Genomic DNA, 452 nt, shown 5'->3' on the forward strand with positions numbered 1-452 from the left:
TTCCCACTTCGTTTACCGCGGCGAGCGTGGCATCAATCAACTGCTGCCTTCTGATTGGCTGCATTCCTACCTTTGGCATATTTCGACTCTCACAAAACCGACTTCGGCCTTATCTCAGCGGGCAAATTTCACTGCCGTTTCGCCCGTGATTCAGGTCATCATGGGGACTATTAAACTTTTTTTTGATTGAACGTTCAATAAAAATTGCATATATTTTATTGCCGCCTGGTTAAAAATTTGTACTATCTGGTTGTGGAACTGGCTGATTTTTGTGAGGTAATTAACGAATCTGACCAAAATCAGTGGCTGTAAGCGGTTCCCGCCGCGAAGCGCGCCGGCGCTTCGTTAACAGGCGAAAGCGGCGTTACTCAGGCCCTCCTGATGGGGTGGCCGCCGCCTTCATTCGCCCGTTTTCCGGCGGCGCCAATGCGCCCCGAAATGCGGAGCGGCAC

The 452-nt window shown here is 51.1% G+C and carries 1 protein-coding gene; it reads left to right on the forward strand.

Going from position 1 to position 452, the window contains the following annotated elements; all coding sequences use genetic code 11:
• The coding region (locus tag KHA85_RS20210; RefSeq protein WP_213186669.1) for a hypothetical protein at positions 1-190 on the forward strand (190 nt) is incomplete at its 5' end.
• Positions 191-452: the final 262 nt, after the last annotated feature.

This window comes from Dietzia massiliensis, from assembly GCF_018390595.1.
Lineage (GTDB): Bacteria > Actinomycetota > Actinomycetes > Mycobacteriales > Mycobacteriaceae > Dietzia > Dietzia massiliensis.